The 2,961-nt window shown below is 55.8% G+C and carries 2 rRNA genes (1 of these 2 running past the window's edge); both read left to right on the forward strand.

The annotated features are described in order from the left end of the window. Window positions 1-2,725: ribosomal RNA gene (locus FGL95_RS31910) — 23S ribosomal RNA — on the forward strand (it extends 406 nt beyond the left edge of the window). 116 nt (window positions 2,726-2,841) lie between these two features. After that, window positions 2,842-2,958 (forward strand): 5S ribosomal RNA (rrf, locus tag FGL95_RS31915). Window positions 2,959-2,961: the final 3 nt, after the last annotated feature.

Consider the following 2,961-nt stretch of genomic DNA (forward strand, 5'->3'; position numbering starts at 1 on the left):
AGGGTGAGAATCCCGTAGACGAAAACTTCTTGTCTCTCGTGAATTGTTCCCGAGTAGCAGCGGGCCCGTGAAATCTGCTGTGAATCTGTCGGGACCACTCGATAAGCCTGAATACTCCCTGGTGACCGATAGCGGACTAGTACCGTGAGGGAAAGGTGAAAAGTACCCCGGGAGGGGAGTGAAATAGTACCTGAAACCGTGCGCTTACAATCCGTCAGAGCCTGCGAGTCATTTGGTTGACTGTGGGTGATGGCGTGCCTTTTGAAGAATGAGCCTGCGAGTTAGTGGCATGTGGCGAGGTTAACCCGTGTGGGGTAGCCGTAGCGAAAGCGAGTCCGAATAGGGCGCCTGAGTCGCATGTTCTAGACCCGAAGCGGAGTGATCTACCCATGGCCAGGTTGAAGCGACGGTAAGACGTCGTGGAGGACCGAACCCACTTAGGTTGAAAACTGAGGGGATGAGTTGTGGGTAGGGGTGAAAGGCCAATCAAACTCCGTGATAGCTGGTTCTCCCCGAAATGCATTTAGGTGCAGCGTCACGTGTTTCTCACCGGAGGTAGAGCTACTGGATGGTCTAGGGGGCCTACAAGCTTACCGAAATCAGCCAAACTCCGAATGCCGGTGAGTGAGAGCGTGGCAGTGAGACTGCGGGCGATAAGGTTCGTAGTCGAGAGGGAAACAGCCCAGATCGCCGGCTAAGGCCCCTAAGCGTGTACTAAGTGGAAAAGGATGTGGGGTCGCGAAGACAACCAGGAGGTTGGCTTAGAAGCAGCCACCCTTGAAAGAGTGCGTAATAGCTCACTGGTCAAGTGATCCTGCGCCGACAATGTAGCGGGGCTCAAGTACACCGCCGAAGCCGCGGCACTCACACAACACCCATGGGAATCCACGGATTCCTGTGCAGTGGTGTGGGTGGGTAGGGGAGCGTCCTATACCCATGGAAGCAGCGGAGTGATCCAGTTGTGGAGGGTATGGGAGTGAGAATGCAGGCATGAGTAGCGAAAGACGAGTGAGAAACTCGTCCGCCGAATGACCAAGGGTTCCTGGGCCAGGTTAATCCGCCCAGGGTGAGTCGGGACCTAAGGCGAGGCCGACAGGCGTAGTCGATGGACAACGGGTTGATATTCCCGTACCCGTGTATCCGCGCCCATGACGAATCAGTGGTACTAACTGTCCTGAACCGGATGGATCTCCTTCGGGAGACCGGATGGGGATGCACAGGACCTTCGCTGGTAGTAGTCAAGCGATGGGGTGACGCAGGAAGGTAGTGGGGCCAGTCAGTGGTAGTACTGGTGTAAGCCTGTAGGGCGAACGGTAGGCAAATCCGCCGTTCACGCAGCCTGAGAGGTGACGCATAGCCGAGTGAGGCGAATTCCATGATCCTATGCTGCCGAGAAAAGCCTCTAGCGAGCTGGTACACGGCCCGTACCCCAAACCGACACAGGTGGTCAGGTAGAGAATACTAAGGCGATCGAGAGAACTGTGGTTAAGGAACTCGGCAAAATACCCCCGTAACTTCGGGAGAAGGGGGACCATTTCTGGTGACGGAATTTACTTCCTGAGCTGGCGATGGTCGCAGAGACCAGAGAGAAGCGACTGTTTACTAAAAACACAGGTCCGTGCGAAGTCGTAAGACGATGTATACGGACTGACGCCTGCCCGGTGCTGGAAGGTTAAGAGGACCTGTCAACCCTTCGGGGTGAAGCGGAGAATTCAAGCCCCAGTAAACGGCGGTGGTAACTATAACCATCCTAAGGTAGCGAAATTCCTTGTCGGGTAAGTTCCGACCTGCACGAATGGCGTAACGACTTCTCTGCTGTCTCAACCACAGACTCGGCGAAATTGCATTACGAGTAAAGATGCTCGTTACGCGCGGCAGGACGAAAAGACCCCGGGACCTTCACTATAGCTTGGTATTGGTGTTCGGTACGGTTTGTGTAGGATAGGTGGGAGACTGTGAAGCGGGTACGCCAGTATTCGTGGAGTCATCGTTGAAATACCACTCTGATCGTATTGGACTTCTAACCTCGGACCATGATCTGGTTCAGGGACAGTGCCTGGTGGGTAGTTTAACTGGGGCGGTTGCCTCCCAAAATGTAACGGAGGCGCCCAAAGGTTCCCTCAGCCTGGTTGGCAATCAGGTGTCGAGTGCAAGTGCACAAGGGAGCTTGACTGTGAGACTGACAGGTCGAGCAGGGACGAAAGTCGGGACTAGTGATCCGGCACCGGCAAGTGGAAGCGGTGTCGCTCAACGGATAAAAGGTACCCCGGGGATAACAGGCTGATCTTCCCCAAGAGTCCATATCGACGGGATGGTTTGGCACCTCGATGTCGGCTCGTCGCATCCTGGGGCTGGAGTAGGTCCCAAGGGTTGGGCTGTTCGCCCATTAAAGCGGCACGCGAGCTGGGTTTAGAACGTCGTGAGACAGTTCGGTCTCTATCCGCCGCGCGCGTAAGAAACTTGAGGAAGGCTGTCCCTAGTACGAGAGGACCGGGACGGACGAACCTCTGGTGTGCCAGTTGTTCCACCAGGAGCACCGCTGGTTAGCTACGTTCGGAAGGGATAACCGCTGAAAGCATCTAAGCGGGAAGCCTGTTCCAAGATGAGGTTTCTCACCCCCTCGAGGGGGTAAGGCCCCCGGCAGACCACCGGGTTGATAGGCCAGAACTGGAAGCCGAGCAATCGGTGCAGGTGACTGGTACTAATCGGCCGAGGACTTACCACAAAGAAGCTACGCGTCCACTGTGCAGTATCTGAAACAACACACGCTGTGTTCAGAACTGAAAACCCACACACCACCCGTGTGTGCAATTCATGTTCCGTGTGACAGTTTCACAGAGTTACGGCGGCCATAGCGGTGGGGAAACGCCCGGTCCCATTCCGAACCCGGAAGCTAAGCCCACCAGCGCCGATGGTACTGCACCCGCCAGGGTGTGGGAGAGTAGGACACCGCCGAACATA

This window comes from Antrihabitans stalactiti, assembly GCF_012932915.1.
In the GTDB taxonomy this organism is placed as follows: domain Bacteria; phylum Actinomycetota; class Actinomycetes; order Mycobacteriales; family Mycobacteriaceae; genus Antrihabitans; species Antrihabitans stalactiti.